General features: G+C 45.3%; 10 protein-coding genes. 1 reads left to right on the forward strand and 9 read right to left on the reverse strand.

From position 1 onward, the window contains the following. Nucleotides 1-22: 22 nt before the first annotated feature. The 9 genes from KE626_RS24790 to KE626_RS24830 all read right to left on the reverse strand — a co-directional run bounded on the left by KE626_RS24790 (nucleotide 23) and on the right by KE626_RS24830 (nucleotide 11,943). Entirely contained in the window at nucleotides 23-2,347 is a 2,325-nt protein-coding gene (locus KE626_RS24790; RefSeq protein ID WP_211975707.1) for an ABC transporter permease subunit, read from the reverse strand. Beyond that, on the reverse strand, nucleotides 2,347-3,282 hold the full coding sequence (locus tag KE626_RS24795; RefSeq protein WP_211975708.1) for an ABC transporter ATP-binding protein: 936 nt from the start codon (nucleotides 3,280-3,282) through the stop codon (nucleotides 2,347-2,349). The genes KE626_RS24790 and KE626_RS24795 overlap by 1 nt, the downstream gene beginning before the upstream one ends. 29 nt (nucleotides 3,283-3,311) lie before the next feature. Next, the gene (locus KE626_RS24800) at nucleotides 3,312-4,079 is read right to left on the reverse strand and encodes a hypothetical protein (RefSeq protein WP_211975709.1); all 768 of its coding nucleotides are present in this window, start codon (nucleotides 4,077-4,079) and stop codon (nucleotides 3,312-3,314) included. 31 nt (nucleotides 4,080-4,110) lie between these two features. Next, the gene (locus KE626_RS24805; protein WP_211975710.1) at nucleotides 4,111-5,568 is read right to left on the reverse strand and encodes a RagB/SusD family nutrient uptake outer membrane protein; all 1,458 of its coding nucleotides are present in this window, start codon (nucleotides 5,566-5,568) and stop codon (nucleotides 4,111-4,113) included. A 10-nt stretch (nucleotides 5,569-5,578) separates the two neighbouring features. After that, complete coding sequence (locus tag KE626_RS24810) at nucleotides 5,579-8,881, reverse strand: SusC/RagA family TonB-linked outer membrane protein (protein WP_211975711.1); 3,303 nt, start codon at nucleotides 8,879-8,881, stop codon at nucleotides 5,579-5,581. Nucleotides 8,882-9,111: 230 nt separating this feature from the next. Continuing rightward, the gene (locus KE626_RS24815) at nucleotides 9,112-10,323 is read right to left on the reverse strand and encodes a FecR family protein (protein ID WP_211975712.1); all 1,212 of its coding nucleotides are present in this window, start codon (nucleotides 10,321-10,323) and stop codon (nucleotides 9,112-9,114) included. 63 nt (nucleotides 10,324-10,386) lie between these two features. Continuing rightward, entirely contained in the window at nucleotides 10,387-10,974 is a 588-nt protein-coding gene (locus KE626_RS24820; protein WP_211975713.1) for an RNA polymerase sigma factor, read from the reverse strand. 336 nt (nucleotides 10,975-11,310) lie between these two features. Beyond that, the gene (locus KE626_RS24825; protein WP_211975714.1) at nucleotides 11,311-11,547 is read right to left on the reverse strand and encodes a hypothetical protein; all 237 of its coding nucleotides are present in this window, start codon (nucleotides 11,545-11,547) and stop codon (nucleotides 11,311-11,313) included. Between the two features lie 15 nt (nucleotides 11,548-11,562). Continuing rightward, nucleotides 11,563-11,943: a HEAT repeat domain-containing protein gene (locus tag KE626_RS24830; protein ID WP_211975715.1), complete on the reverse strand. Its 381-nt coding sequence runs from the start codon at nucleotides 11,941-11,943 to the stop codon at nucleotides 11,563-11,565. A 432-nt stretch (nucleotides 11,944-12,375) separates the two neighbouring features. On the opposite strand from KE626_RS24830, the gene KE626_RS24835 reads away from it, so the two are divergent. Then, nucleotides 12,376-16,227 carry a hybrid sensor histidine kinase/response regulator transcription factor gene (locus KE626_RS24835; RefSeq protein ID WP_211975716.1) on the forward strand — a complete coding sequence of 1,284 codons (3,852 nt, stop codon included), beginning with the start codon at nucleotides 12,376-12,378 and terminating at the stop codon, nucleotides 16,225-16,227. Nucleotides 16,228-16,489: the final 262 nt, after the last annotated feature.

The raw sequence follows: 16,489 nt of genomic DNA on the forward strand, positions 1-16,489 counted from the left end.
TTATGAAAAATTAAAGTACCCCCTATTTGCGTTTTCTTCTTATCAGTATGATGATACCTGCCACCAGGATCAAAGCGGGTATAACATATTGAAGCACCGCCTTCAATGTTTGGGCGGGGGCCTTTTTGATCGTCAGCCATATATCTGTAGGCACCTTGAAGTTATGGTAAACCGGGTACCTGTTGTCAACTGTGTAGCTGTAGAACGCATTGCCATAGTCCTTTCCGTCTCCTCTGGCCGAGGACATCATATCTGCATCGCCGGAGATAATGATCTTCTGCAATTTGTTGCCGATTTTGCGGGTAAGCTGCAGGCCCACAGGATAGGGTGCTTCCTTCCTGTAATCTCCTTCCGCGGTGTTGAATACCGGTGCTGCAGAGTCTACCACCAACACACCTCTTTCTACCCAGGTATTTGCATTGTTAGCCAAAGTGGTGATCTGTTCTACCTTAAATCCTGTCGTATCAGAATAGCTTAATACACTGGCGCCAACGATAGCAGTATAGCAGGCCTTAACGATACCGTTCCTCAGGTAGAAAAATGGTTGCTCATCAGCCATGTCCGTGCCTTTCTTAGCGATCAGTCCCAAAAACTTGTGTGGCATATCCTGCGGGTTCAGTTGTACAATGGTGCCTTCATCCGCATTTACCCCCACATGATTCAGAATCGGGTTCATGATAAACTGCTTGCCTGGTTCGGAGTAGAACATCGCATTTCCTCCCTTGTCGATATACTGTTTAACGCTATCGATAAGGGTATGATCCAATATTGATTTCGGATCGGATATCACCAGTACATCATTTGGATTAAATCTGCCGGCGCCCGGGGCCGGGATGGTATCGAAATTCAATCCCATATTAATCAGCGCGTTCCTGGATAATTTATTGACAGCGTGGTTTCCATATTCCCGTTCGCCGAACTTAAGCGGTGAACGCTCATAATGCCCTGTAAGAAATTTAAACGTTGGCGCTGTATCACTTATTAAACGCAGCAGGCTGCCGGAAACATGTTTCTCATATGGAAAAACCTCCGGGTCCGGGTACGTTCTCAGGAACGTCTTTTTCCCTTTATACTCCACCTGCATCAACAAGCCCTTGGTTTCCGATTCCAGGTCGATGAGCTTCCTGATTTCTGCCGGTTTTTTATAGATAGAGAGGTCGGTTTTAAACATTTCCGCATACTTCTCTGCGATTTCATCCAACGATTTACCCGGGTATGTCTTAAATATCGAACTATCTCCCTTGTTCACATCGTAATAGTACACATATTCAAACTCCATATTGTTATAAAATCGGCGGTACCGGGCCCAGAAGTTCCACAGATAGTTATTGCGTGCAGCAGGCAAGCCACTGCCCAGATTATACCCCAGCAGGTTAGTATACAACGTTATCTTCAGGGGCGATCCGTCCAGCTGTTTCAACACTCCCTGGGTATTTTCATGCAATGTATTTACTTTGCCTCTCGTCACATCCCAATAGCCGATCAGCCCATGCCGGGAGGTAACAACGAGCATAACAACCGTTATCGCGAACGCAGTCAGGTACCTGCCTGCCGATACACGCCATGACTTTGACTCGGTAACGGATTTTGTTTTGATGATGGTGAATATGATAAAAAGGGAAATAATACTGAGAAAGTAAACAAGATCCTTTGTTGTAATCAGGCCAGACAGCAAGTTCTCGACCCTTCCCGAGCTGGAAAGGAAATAGGTGACATCCCGCACATAATCCGTTCCCTGGAACATCAGGTTTAACATTGTGAACAGGATCAACACTACAAATGTTCCGATCCCGGCAACAATCGGGTAGGAAGTTAAACTGGAGATATACATACCCACAGCTACATACATCGCCGCCAGTAAAAAGAAGCCCAGCACCATTGCCATAATATGCAGGAACTCTACATTCTTAATAGAAAAGGTCAATACAATTACCTCCGCCAGAAAAATCAGGATCATCAGGCATACAAAACTGTATACCCCCAGAAATTTACCCAGGATGATCTGCCGTGTTTTCACAGGCGACGAATGAAGCAACTTAATGGTTCCAGCCGCATATTCACGGTTGATCACGCCCATAGTCAGCAGCGGAATAAACAAAAAGAAAATCATCAGCACCGTATCAAGCCCCTTGCCGATCACCATTTTGGTAAGCGGCATATTGAGAAACCCACTGAAAGCGTTCCCCTGCAACTCGAGCATGGTATCTTGCTGCAGTGCAGTATCCGACAGATTTCCCATGATGATGCCTGCACTGGACATCAGGAATAAAATCAAAACAAACCATGCGATCGGCGAAAAGAAAAAATACCGTAATTCCGCCCGCGCTATATTAAAAACTACTCTCATTAGTGTAAGGTTGAAGAAGAAGTTGATGATAATTGTTTGAATACATCGTCCATACCGGAAGATTCTGTGTGAATAGAAGTGAGTCTCCAGTTTTTTTCTGCGCTCTTCCTCACAATTCTTTCCGCCAGATCGTCGTTGGGCTGGAAATAGATCCGGCATTTGTTATCCGGCAGCAACTCTACTTTCTGTACATCTTCCATCGCCATCAATTCTTCCGGCGCAGGCATATGGAGCATTCTGGCCACCATCGTGTTGGGCTGGAGAATGTTATTGAAAGCATCGAGGGTATCAGCAAACACGACCTGCCCCGATTCGATCATGATGATCTCTTTAGCAAGCAGGTTCACTTCAGACAATACATGCGACGACAACAATACTGCATGGTCCTGCGCAATTTCTTTTACCAGTTTCCTTGCTTCAATGATCTGGTTGGGATCGAGACCATTGGTGGGCTCGTCGAGGATCACCACTTTCGGTTTGTTGATGATGGATTGCGCGATACCTACCCGCTGGCGATATCCGCCCGATAAATTCTTTATAAGGCGTGACCTCATCTGTGTAATGGACGTTTTCTCCAGTACTTCGTCCACAGCTCTTTTAATCAGGCGCCTATCCATCAACCTTAACTGCGCGGAATACTCCAGGTACTCCTGCACGGTAAAGTCCATATACAGGGGCGCCTGCTGTGGTAAAAAGCCGATCTGCTTCTTATATTCAATAGGATCATCTTTGATGTTCAACCCATTGATGGAAACATTCCCTTCTGTTTGCAGCAAGGTGCCGCAGATGATATTCATCGTGGTAGACTTGCCTGCTCCGTTCGAACCCAGCAATCCGACAACACCGGTATCATTGATTTCAAAATTTAATTCGCGTATGGCCCAGGAACTGGCATACTTATGCGATAGGTTCTCCACCTTTAATATAGGCTGCATATAATGTTACTTATGATTAAAAACTTGGATTAAAAATGACCGATACTTTTTGCCCTGGCCGAAAAAACATTTTCTGCGGTCCATGTTCCGGTTACCAGCATCGTACGTGCCTTAAACAGCCATTGGGTATTCTGTGTAGTAGTACCCGGATAAATATTTATTTCGGACATGGTAGCCAGCGTGAGGCCTGTTGCATGATCTCTCACTTCAAAACGGAAGTTCTTTACAGACGCATTCACAGGAACCTTTATAAAACCTGACAGTTGTTCATATGCAAGATTGGTGACCATGGTTCCCGCCACCGGTTCCAGCTGCACCACATCAATCGGCCTGTTATCGAAGAGATTAATAACCCGGAGCTGGGCCACACTATCGTTCAGGCTACGGGAAGGGAGTTGTTCCTTTATAGTTTTTTGTTTCACCTGCGTAGGACTACCGTATACAAAACGCGTAAAAATGCCGCCGGGCGTTAGTTCCAGGCTGGTTTTCAGAAACGGGTTATTGGGCTGGAGCGTATCGTTGTTTCTGAATAGCGTAACCGGTTGGTCCATTTTATTGGTAGCATAATCATAAGAGCTGCCACTGCCGATATAGGACAGCCTCCCATAGATCCTGGGTTGTGAATTGCCAAAATAAGCGGTCAGGAAGGAGGCATTGTCGTTAATTCCATTCACAATCGTTAAAGACGCCGGAAATATCTCTTCCCGTAATTCCTTCTTACAGGAAGTACCGGATATCAGCATCCCTCCGGCTAACACGCCCGCTTTGAAATATTTTTTATAGCTGAACTGAAACATCTTTCTTGATTTATATGGTGATCACTTTTTACTAGTAGCCGGTATTCTGGGAGAGCTGGTTGTCCCGGATGATTTCGTCCGGAGGAATGGGGTATAGCAACTGGTGCTGACTCCACGGCTGTTTGTAGGATATCCCGGAAAGCACCTGCGTAGCTTTGCCCGTTCTTTTCAGATCCAGCCAGCGATGTCCCCATTCAGCAAACAACTCTATGCGCCTTTCCTGGGCAATGGCATCCGTTACCTGCTGATCGGTTAAAGTGTAAGCCAGATCATTCAACCCGGCGCGTTTCCTGATGGCGTTCAGATCATTGATCACGGCATTTTTATTGGCTGCGCTCCGCAACATATTCGCTTCTGCCCTTACCAGGTACATTTCCGCGAGCCGCATCACTACATAATATTCTGACCTGAATCCTCCTACCACAGCGTTGGTGGAATTGATCTTATACTTGGCCGGAGTAAAACCGGCTGGTGTAAATGGACCGCCCGCGACAGCCGCTGTCCATGCCGTTTTCCTGTTATCGCCCGCTTCGAAAGCATTCACCAGCAGCGGTGTAAGGTATCGGCTTGTCAAAGCATACCCTTCAGGCGTGGCATTACCCCGTATCGCCACAATGTTGGTCTGCTTCACCTGGAAAATAACTTCCCGGCTGGATATGCCGAACACGTTGTTCAGACTTTCCAGTTGAAACAAATCTGTTTTGCTGATCACATCGTTAGCATGCTGCCAGGCTTTTTCATAATTTTTGGTAAACAGGTACACTCTTGCCAGCATTGCTTTAACATACCATTTATTGATCCGGATGCGCTCAACGTTATTGCCATCATAGTTTTCGGAAAGATACCCCGCCGCTTCTTCCAGGTCGTTGATGATTTGCTCATATACAGCGGCAGGGTTGGCGGAAGGGAGTTTTTGTGTGTCATTATAATCGATGGATAAAACGAGGGGAATTTTTTCGAACAGGTTTACCAGGTAGAAATATCCCATTGTCCTTACTGCCAGCGCTTCGCCCAGCACTCTTTTCCGGTAGGCCTGCGTAAACTCTTTTGATGTGGCAGCTTTTACACCTTCTATCAACGCATTGGCATTGAAAATCCCTTTATAGGCCGACTTCCATAATTTCGTGGAATAACCCAGCTTCTGCAACGTCATCCTGGCGGCTGTTTCCGTATAGTATTGGTCATCCCCGCTCAGCGAGGGATGATATAATTCATCGGCCGAATGTCCGGCTGCCAGCGTAATTCCTCCGGCGCTGTATAAATCATTGCCCAGCTGCCCCAACGAATTAATTTCAGGCTCTCCTCCGTTGATCAGGTAAGAATACAAACCATTCAGTGCAATGGATGCCTGATCGTCGGTCTGGAAAACCTGGTTGGTAGTGATCGAATTTACCGGGTCCTTTATATCCAGCATTTTATTGCAACCCGTTACCAGCAAGCCTAACAATAAAACACCGGCTGCAGATATATTGAAAGCAATTCTTTTCATACAATTGATTTTAGAAGCTTAATCTCAGGTTAGCGGCAATTCTTCTGATCTGCGGCGTTGTGCCCAATTCAACATCCGACATCCTGTATTGCGAGAGTTTGAAAATCTTTGACGAATTCACGGAGATCGTTCCCTGCTTCATGCCTACCTTCTTTAACCATGCTGCAGGCAGCATGTACGACATGCTAAGATTATCCAGGCTGATAAAAGCGCCTTTAGCATAGTAGGCATCCGATCCGAAAAATCCGCCGCTGTTGGTAGTAGAATACTTTGAATAAAGTGCTTTGTCGCCTGGCTGTTGCCAGTGCCTGTTTTCGATCTCCTTATACATTACCATGTTGGCCATATTTCCATATCCCTGGTTATTCAACTGATCTGCGACCATGGAATTTTCGAAGCTGAATTGTGCATCCAGCGACAATACCCTTTTGAAGTCTACCCGGAAGCCCATCCCACCAAAATATTTAGGGTTCAGGTCAATTACCCGGTAATGATCGTCCAGCTCCGTATCCGGGAAATTCGTGGAAGTCATCCCAACAGGTTTGACCCCATCTCCGTTATAATCCTCGAACTCAGGTGTTCCTTTCATCGGGTTGATGCCGATATAGTGTGAATATGACTTAGCGGTTACGGAGGCCCCGATCCTATACATATCTTTATAGGGAGAATCTTCCAACCCTTCGAAAGCCACCAGCGTATTTTTGTTCTTACTTACCTGGAAGCGTGCATTCAGGCCCCAGGTCTGCGTGTTCAGGATCGTTGCATCCAACATCAGCTCCACCCCTTTGTTCCGGATAACGGCGGGCCAGTTACCCACTACAGAAGAAAACCCCGTGAATGCCGGCGTGGTAATGTTTGTCAACTGCTTTCCATCCCTGTTGATGTAGAAGTTCCCTTCAATGTTTACGCTGCTGTTGAAAAATCCCACCCGGGCGCCCACTTCGAACTTGCTGGCGCTGGACCAGCTATATTGCTGGTTAACGGGTTGTATGAGCGTATAAATGGTCTGATCGTCGTAGTCCGGCAATTTATCGATGCCACTCGACGGAATGTTTGACCAGCGCGAAAGGTATTGGTAATCGCCCACATTGGCATTCCCCATAACACCGTAGGTAGATCTGATTTTGGCAAACGTCAGCCAACCCATATCAGCATGCTTAAACCATTCTTCATTAGACAATACCCATGAAACCCCTGCAGACCCGAAGTTCCCGAAGCGAGCCCCGTCACCGAAACGCGACGAGCCATCTCTTCTGCCGTTTAAACTAACGATGTATTTATTTTCCCAGTCGAATGCAACCGTTGCCAGCAGGGAAGCAACTTTTAGCTGGGCATAATTATTCATCGCCTGCAGTATCTGCGCATTTGAGTAACTTTTGATGAGATTATCGTTGGAGAACATCATCCCTATCGTTGTTACTGCGTCCTGATCGGCGTAACTGTAGTCTGCCGCCAGGGAAACAGACACCTTGGCGCCACCGAACAGTTTAACATAGTTGATACTTGGTCTTATCAACAGGCTCTTTCCGGAACCAGTGCCGAAAATTGCCATGTTCAGAGGAGAGAACATGGGATCTTTCCCGGCTTTAGGGATATAGAAGCCGGATTTATTGGAGAAAAATTCCCCGCTAAAGCGAACACCCGCCGTCAGGTCCTTGAATATTTCGTAAGTAAACCCGGCATTGGTCTGACTTTTCAGCGTTTGATTCTCTCCCCAGTTTTTAATATCCCTGAATGGATAAACGCTCCCATACTGGTTCCTGTAGGGGATAAAATTAAATTGCCCGTTCTCATCATAAATCCCCGGAGCATTAGGCGCCAGCGAGAAAAAGTCTAGTGTAGCGGCAGTTTCGTTGTTAGAATAAGTATTGTTGGAAGAAAGTTCCACCATCAGCTTACCATTCGGGCTGCGATGGTTGAAAGACAATCCCACCGTTAAACGATCGTTCCCCCTGCCCTGGTTGTACATTTCCGTTGTGGAGGTATATCCCACACTCACACGGTAAGTATTCTGCAGCAGCCCGCCTTCCACGCTCAGCTGCACATCATTCGACTGCTCATTTTTGAAGAAGGCGCGTTGCCAGTCGGTATAGGCTTTGGGGTCCCAGATCGTGAGGTCCGGGGCATTATCCCGGGTAGGGAAAGCGGCATCATTCAGCATTGCTTCCTTTCTCACCGCCAGGTACTGTTGGGTGTTCATCATATCCATGTAACGCTGCACGCCCGAAAACACTTTGGAGTAGCTTACATTAAACCTGGTAGGGCCTGGCTTTCCTTTTTTGGTGGTGATGAGGATTACACCGTTTGCACCTCTGGAGCCGTACAACGCGGTGGCATCGGCATCTTTCAGCACGTCCACGCTTTCAATGTCCAGGGGATTGATCATATACAAAGGGCTTTCGGAGGTCGAATAACCACCGGCTACGGGTGTACCTGCACCGAATGGATTAACGGATAAAGTAGCAATCGGTAATCCGTCAACAACAAACAGTGGGTCTGTAAACATATTTTCGTTCAACACATTCCGTCCGCGTAGCTCTACCTTCCGGCTCCCTGCGGTGTTGGCCGATTGGCTGATCCGGAGGCCAGGGATGCGACCTGCAAGCGCATCCAGCACATTTACGACGGGTTGTCTTTCAATATCACCGGCTTTCACCGTGGCGATATTGGCAGTGCCTATTCTTTTATTGGTAGTACCCAAAACAGTGACCTGCACTTCATCCAGTTTGTTTTCGGAGAGTACCAGCTCCGTGCTATATGATCTGGCAGTAGAAACCGGTTCCGTTATTTTAAACAGATGGTCCACATACCCGATATAGCTGATCCGCATCTGGTCGCCCAACCTTACCGGCACCTGTACCGACCCGTTTCCTGCCGTCAGATAGTTCCGTTTGTCAGTAAGATTGCTAATGGTAGCGCTGACCAACGGTGTATAACCGGAAGAATAGACATAGACATTTATCAATTCCGGTTTCGCCGGTATTGTATCAACAGGTTCGCTGGCTATAACCGGCCTGGGCTCCTTCCTGGATATCAGGATGTTTTTGTCGATGATCCTGTAGGTCAGCGACTGGTTCTCGAATACTTTGTTGAGAAAGGTTCCCAGGTCAACTCCCCGGGCTATGATGGTGACAGGTTTTGCCACCGATAAGGCAGTAGCCTTGTACAGGAAAACATAATCGGTTTGCGATTCTACCGCTGCAAAAATTTTTTCCAGTGCAACGTTTTTACCGTTGAAGTTGATGTTCTGTGAAAGGCCCCTGGCAGATACCTGCAACAGGACAGCGGTAAGGAGAAAGAATGTTAGTTTCATGACTAACAGAGATTTGGTTGAGCTACGTTTCCATCCATAGGGAACCCGTATGCAATAAGAAATAATTAGCATAGCTTTGCATAAGCCGCCCTTTTCATAAAGGACGGAATGTTTAAGTGAATAAATAAACAGTCTTTAACCTGATTGTGATTATTACATTACTTGAACATCTACCGGGAGTGTCGCAAGCACTTCCGGTTTTGTTTAAGCAATGTCTTTTTTACTACCCGCTATCTTACATACAAAATATTTTCCTTCAGTTCGAAATTAACATCCATCGTTTCCAACACTTTTAATACATCAGACAAATTGGTATTGCGGTGCATTTTCCCTTTGAAGATTACGTTATCCGGCTTTCCTACGTATTCTACCTTTATATTGTACCATCTTTCCAGCTGACGCATTACACTGTATAAATCCATGCCGTCAAAATTAAACAGGCCATTTTTCCATGCGATAATTTTATCAGGATCGGGCGTTTCCGTGATGGTCAGCGCAGCTCCCTCTGATGCATCCGGTTTGCTTAAATCCGCCGTTTGGCCAGGTACAAGCACCCGGGGCTGAGTGGTATGTCTGCTGCCTGGAAGCGGCGTTATTTTCACTGCGCCGGTCAGCAATGTTGTGCGGATGGTTTTTTCGTCGCCGTATGTGTTTACATTAAATGAGGTACCCAATACTTCCAGTTTCATCCGATCGGCTTCCACTACAAAGGGCTGCCAGCTTTTACTGGCTACTTCAAAATAAACCTCCCCGCTGATCTTCACCCTTCGCTCCTTCCCCTTGAAAGCGACCGGATATTGTATAGAGGACGCTGCATTCAGCCATACTTCTGTTCCATCGGGAAGAATAACGTGGTACTGGCGACCCTTGGGAGTGGTAATCGTATTATGGGCTGCGTCATCTGTAGCGGCGGTAGCATCGTATTTAAGCTCGTTATTGTTCAGCGAAATTTGCGTCCCGTTCTGCGTAGCGATCTTCCCGTCGCCCAAACTGTCTAACACCAGTTGTGTACCGTCTGCCAGTGTCAGGATGGCGCCGTTTTTACCCGGAAGAATGTCCTGCCGGGCGAATTTCCGGCCAAAACGGTCATGATTTTGCGCAACGCGTGTCAGCAGGAAATAAGAGGATACGCCTAACGCCAGTACAAGCACGGCAGCGGCCCATTTCCAGGTGTGAAGAAGCTGTATCCGGCGTACATTTGACTTTACAGGCTTGCCGGAAAGAAAACGCTCCAGCGCGGCGTTTTCGTCAAACCGGGCCATAGCGCGTACGTTTTGCTGTTGTACGTCAGGATTGTTCAATGCCATCCATAATTGCCGGTTTTCGTCGCTGGCAGCGATCCACGCATCCAGCTTATCCTGCTCGCCGGCTGTAAGCAAGCCCTGTTGCGAACGGAAAATAAGCGCTGCAATGGTGTATGGATCGTTTGAAAAAGACGCCATGCCTAATGTGTTTATTTTATTACAACATGGTATTCCGATCGTACTAAAGGAACTGAAAAAAAATTATGAGTGATGGGAAAACAATAAGAATAAGGTAATTACAGCCGGCGACAGGCGCATTCTCAGCAGCTTCATGCCCCTGGTTTTCTGGTTTTTAACCGTTTGGAGTGAAATGGAAAGAATTTCGGCGATCTGTTCGTTTTTCAGCCCGTCGATGTAACTCATACGGACAATCTTCCCGCATTGCTCGGGCAGGTGGCTGATTTCGTGGTAAATCGCCCTGAAAACCTCCATGCGGATGATCTGCAGCTCCTCCGATGCCGTCGACTCTTCCTGTTCGTGGAGAAATTTAGCCTGGCGTTCCTTACTATGCTGCGCTCCTTTCAGGAAATTAAGAGCGGCGTTACGTGTAGCCTTGTACAGGAAATCCTTCAGATGCCGGAGGTCCTCGAAGGCATATGGCTTCTGCCATAATCTTTCAAAAACATCCTGCACAATATCTTCTGCATGCCCGGGCTCACCGATGATCGATTCTGCGTAGTGGCAAAGCGCATTATAGTACGCTTTAAAGACATAAGAATAATGCACGGTGTCCCCCGAAGTCAATCCCCGCAAAAGCTGATACTCGTTATAAGAAGATTTCCGCGACAAATTTGCAGCTCGATTTTAGTTGAGATGTAAAAGTAATTAAAAAATCAAGCTATAAAAATGCAATTGACGAACGGGACTTCGAATTTTTCAGGGACCAGGCAGCGTTCAATGATTTATATTGCTTTGAGGCTTTCGGTCGTTATCCAGATGAAATTAACGATTTTGACATTGCAGAGTATATGATTTATTCCTAATAAATCTAAGCGGCTATTTATCAGAATTTCTGGATCGATTTCTTAATGGCGGAGTATTTAATGGATTGTATCCATGGCAGGAAGAGATCGATCAAAAGAATAAGTAACGCAAAAGCAGGAAATTTGCCCTATATGCTCGGGTTTAAATCTCATCGACTTTCATATTTGCACTAATCTGCAAACCCGAAGGTTCTACAGAAGCACAAACCATTTTGATGCTATCACTATGCTCAAAGCTGAACCAATGGGGGATGCCATTACCTGCAAAACCAATCCACCCCGGCATTTTGCTATAAATTATTTGAATTTTCCGACAAATCTCTTCTGATGAATCAATCCCGATATTGAGGGTTGCATCCTGACCAGGAAAAGTATACATACTAACTTTATATGATTAAATATTACTGGAATTAACCTTACGCAATCGATACATCATCTCATTTCGAATAGCTTCATTAGGGCTTTTTGAATATTCTTCTATTAGGCTTATGGCCTCCTTAGTATTGATGGAGAATAAAATCCAACTAAACCATTTTGCAATAGCCTCATGGTCTGAACAAGTATATTCCAAATAGTCAAAGTTGCTATCTAAAGCCGTCTTTACAAATGGAATTGTTGTTGGGCTTTTTATATGCTGAAGAGTCTTAGCAATCATTTGATGCAAATAATGCTCTTTGCTTACAAGCAATTCATTTAATAAGTCTACATTAGGTTCATTAATAACAATTTCACCTTCCTCTATATCCTGTAATAACTTGATTTGTTCTTCAGTCATAAAATGAAAATACAACATTGGGTTGGTAATATTCCGATAAAAACAAATATAGACATGGCCAACGGTATTGCCAGCTATGTTTTGGTAATACCCCAACCCTTAAACTTTTCATGCGCAGTATCTGCTTTCCATCAACTCGTTTGTCTATGATCTCACATAACGGAAAGCAAATGGAAACGCCTCTAAAGCGGGAACAAAGTTCAGGTAAAATGTAAGTAACTCAGGTTCAATATCATAAATAGGTAGGATGAACATCCCGGTAAGAGAAATAAACAGATCATCTGCTTGACAACCGTTATTAATTGTCATATTCACATTTAATATTTGTTTTTTGGAAGAAGTTCATTTAATTTATAACACACTACGTTATTGATCGCGGCTATACTTTAATAGTATTTCACATTAAAAGTCTACGTTTTTAAAATTTATTAAATGAAAAGGGGAAGTCTGCTTGTTGCAGCAATGCTTTATGTAACTGTTACTTTTGCTTCACAGGTTAATTTTGTCAGTCTCAATAATACCTATGCCCTTGCCATCAGAGAAATGGCGTCGGTATGCAAGGATGTGGATGGATTCATCTGGGCTTCATCCCGGATGGGGATATTGCGGGTGGCAGAACCAGACTGCAGGATTTACCGTTTACCGTATGTTTCGGCGGATGTTATTTCTTTGAAACTAATGTATGGTGCCGGCATGCTGGTAGCCTATTCTAATAACGGTCAGCTTTTCAGGTTCAATAAAAGAATGGACAAATTTGAGCTGCTGATTGATCTTAGGGAGCCACTGAAAACCGGGCACCTTAGCGTCAATAATGCGGTAATAGACGAGAGCGGGGCTATCTGGGTGGCTTCGTCCATGGGATTACACAGATTTCATGACGGTAAGCTCCGGGCAATAAGCAGGGAAGCCGACGAGGTATCGCGAGTGGCTATATCAGATAAAGGTGTGCTCGCTGTGGTCCGCGGAAACATACTATATACTGTGGACAGGCGTACGGGTGAGCAGGAATACGTTTGTGGTAATATACCCAAAAACGTTTCAGCGCTGGAGTATGATAAAATTTCCAACAGGCTTTGGATCGGTACATTTTCAGATGGCCTGATGTATTACGATTTTTCTGTAAAGAGTGCCGCTAAAAAGGCGAATGTTGATTTGCCCCGGCAGCCGATTCTGGCGATTGCATTTAACACGGACGCCACAATGCTGCTGGGAATGGACGGACAAGGTATCTGGGAGCTTTCGAGGTCGGGTGGGAAGATACTGCATCATTACAAGGAGGATATGAACGATCCTGAATCACTGAAAGGGAATGGGGTTTATGATATATTTTGTGATGGCAGCAGGATCTGGATTAGCACACTCACCGGAGGATTGTCTTACTTCGAGCAGCATCCACCAGGCGCAGTACATATTGTACACCAGATAAACAGCAAAAACTCTCTGGTAAATAATAATGTCAACAGCGTCTTACAGGACCATTTGGGTAATCTTTGGTTTGCTACCAATAATGGTATTTCCAGGTGGAACGAAAAGGCGGATAAATGGCAGACCTTTTACGCAGATAGAAAAGAAGAGGTCGGCGCTTTCCTGGTACTGGCGGAAGATAGTACAGGTAAGATATGGGCCGGCACATACGGGGCAGGTGTATATGTACTTGATCCGGCTACCGGCAGGGAGCTGGCGCACTACGCAAAGGAAAAAGGCAGTGACCTGCCTTTTAATAATTATGTATTTGATATTTATGTAGATAGTAACAAGGATATATGGTATGGTGGTGGCCTGGGTAATATTGTAAGATATGTCGCTGCTGAAAATAGCTTTAAAAAATATGACTATCAACCTGTTTCTGCTTTCGCTGAGCTGAGCAATCATCAGCTGCTCATGGGGTGTACCTATGGATTGGGGATCATGGACAAACACAATGGTGATAAACAGATTATTGTTGATGGGTTCCTGGTAAGCGATATTGTTTACTACAAAAACAAAGTATGGCTGGCTACTGCAGGAAACGGTGTACTGTCCTATGATGTGGGCGATAAGACTATGCGGCATTTCAACATGAATAATGGATTGCCGTCAGACTATGTCAACAGTATCGTTGTAGCTGATTCGTTTATCTGGATAGGTACGGAAGGGGGCATCGCAAAATTAGACCTGCAGCGGCAGCAGGTACAGACATTTGCACATATTTCACCGCTATACCGACTGGCCTGCAACAGGAATGCGTCTTTCTTACTAAAAGATGGCCGCATCATCATTGGTACCAATAACGGTGCAGTGTTATTCCCTCCGGATATAACACAACCCAATGCCAGCAATGGCAGGATATTTCTGCAGGATCTTACAATTGCCGGTAGGTCCGTACACGATAGTCTTTCCCCACTAAGGGATATCGACCTCTCAAAATTAACAACACTACAACTTAATTATTTACAGCACGACTTCTCATTTGAACTGGTGGTACTGGATGAAGGCGTATCCCGATCTGCAATTGAATGGATGCTGGAAGGTTGGGACAAAGATTGGAATAAGTCGGGAGAAGGAAGAAAAATAAATTATAGCAATATTGCCCCGGGAGAATACAAATTAAAAATACATCTCCTGGCCAATGGTGTAATTGTAGCAGAAAAAGTAATAGCCCTTCGGATAATCCCGCCATTCTGGAAACGCTGGTGGTTTTATTCCGCCGCCCTGCTGCTGCTGGTTACGGTGACGTACTTTGTCCTGCGATTATATATTGATGAACTGCAACGCAAACATACCGCAGATAAAATCCGCTTTTTTACCAACACCGCACATGAGATGAGAAACGCGCTCACACTGGTGAAGGCGCCTATAGAAGAACTTAAAAAAGAGATTTTTTCAGAGAAAGGCCACCAACACCTGCAACTGGCTACAGAACAGATAAAAGAACTGACAACAACCGCTTCACGTTTGCTGGATTTTCAAAAAGTAGATGCCGGCAAAGAAAAGGTCAATTTCAGCAGGGTGGATATTGTGCAGCTAATTGCAGCGAGAAAAGCCCTGTTTGACGCCTGGGCCGCACAAGAAGAAATTGTTATCCGATTTAATACGGATGTCGGAGATTATACTTCAGCAGTAGATGTGGTGATGATGGAAAAAGTAATCGATAACCTGATATCCAATGCGATAAAGTATGCGTACAGGAATAGTACGGTACTGCTTGTTTTTTCCGGCACCAGGCAAAGCTGGACGCTGGAAGTGACAAACAAGGGAATAGGAATTGGCAGAAAAGCACAGCGTAGCATTTTTCGGGAATTCTATCGCAGCGAAAATGCAGTAAACGCCAGGATAACAGGTTCCGGTATCGGGTTGCTGCTTACCAAAAGTTATGTAAAATTGCATCAGGGAGAGATCTCTTTTGCCAGCCAGGAAAATGCAGGCGCATTTTTCAAAATTGAAATCCCTTATACTGAGATCACTGCAGTAGAGGACGTGACACCTCCCCGGCAGGAATTAATCCATGAAATCATCCCTGCCCCATTATGGTCAGACGTGGATGCTCCGGAACCTTTAAGCAAACTACGCGTATTCATCACAGAGGATAATGAAAAATTACTGGCCTTCCTCCACACTGCCTTACAAACAGAATTCCAGGTATTCACCGCAAATAACGGACAGGAAGCATGGCCACTCATCCGGAAAGAGCTGCCGGACCTGGTAATTTCCGATATATTAATGCCTGAGATGAATGGCCATGAACTCTGCCGGCTCGTAAAATCTACATTCGAAACCTCACATATCCCATTGATCCTGTTGTCAGCACTCAATTCCCAAACCGACCAGCTTTATGGCCTCGGACTAGGCGCCGATGATTACCTCACCAAACCTTTCGATATACCGTTGCTGGTCCAGAAAATTAAAACCATCGTACGTAACAGGACGGTCATCAGAGAAAAAGCCCTTCGCCTGATTCAACCTGAAAATAATATCCCCATCCTGCAAAATGAGCACAACGACAAATTCGTGAAACAGGCGGTAATGGTAGTCCGCGACAACCTCGCCAACGCGGCGTTCGGAAAAGAAGAGTTTGCCGCTGCCATGTTCGTCAGCTCCTCCCTGCTCTATAAAAAATTAAAAAGCCTTACCGGACAGTCCCCGGTAGATTTCATCAAATCTATCCGACTTAACCACGCACTCGGGTTACTGCAGTCCAGAAAACATAGTGTGATGGACATTAGCGAATTGTGCGGGTTTTCCAGTGTCAGCTATTTCAGCACTTCTTTTAAGAAATTTTATGGAAAATCTCCCGCAGAGATATAATTGTCATTTTTACGCTTAATTATAAAAAAGACGCCTGCCATGTTGGAGTAAAATGTACAGCTGCCGCTTATTAATTGTCCAAATTACAATTAATATGATAATAGGTGTTATTTTTTTGCCCACGGCTGTATGGAGCGTTTATTAAATATGAAAACCGCACTGCATTCAAGGAATATTATCTAAAAGTTAAACCGAAATATCTGCTTTTGAATACTGTTGTTCAGCATCCACGGTATATTTGTTTCATCATCCCTCCGGAGGG

This window comes from Chitinophaga hostae (genome assembly GCF_018224885.1).
In the GTDB taxonomy this organism is placed as follows: Bacteria; Bacteroidota; Bacteroidia; order Chitinophagales; family Chitinophagaceae; genus Chitinophaga; species Chitinophaga hostae.